The following is a 415-nucleotide window of genomic DNA, read 5'->3' as shown; positions in this document are numbered from 1 at the left end:
ATTATTTCCTTGTGATTTTCCTTTATTGATTTATCTGTTATTTTTGAATATTAAAATTGATTAAATAGTTAATTAAAAATAATTATTAAATTTTTAATATAAGACAAATTATGAAATAACAGATTTAGATCAAAACAAATGAAAAATAATTTACTTATTAATTTATAAATTACAGGCAAGCGGTTGATAGTGAAATGTAATAAATGATATTGATACTGATTAGTAATCCATTTTGTGTGTCAATATGGTCATTTTATTTTTCTATTCGCCTAGTTACAGCTATACAGGCTTGATTCTTTTGAAGTGCGGAAAATACGTATTTCAAAAAATTAATTTCAGTAGGTTACGATTACCAAAGAAATCTCGAGTACTACTCAGAGATACTGCGTTGGTAATTTATACCCAAGCATCTTGA

Source organism: Vibrio penaeicida, assembly GCF_002933855.1.
GTDB lineage: Bacteria > Pseudomonadota > Gammaproteobacteria > Enterobacterales > Vibrionaceae > Vibrio > Vibrio penaeicida_A.
Note: the sequence above shows the minus strand (reverse complement) of the source record.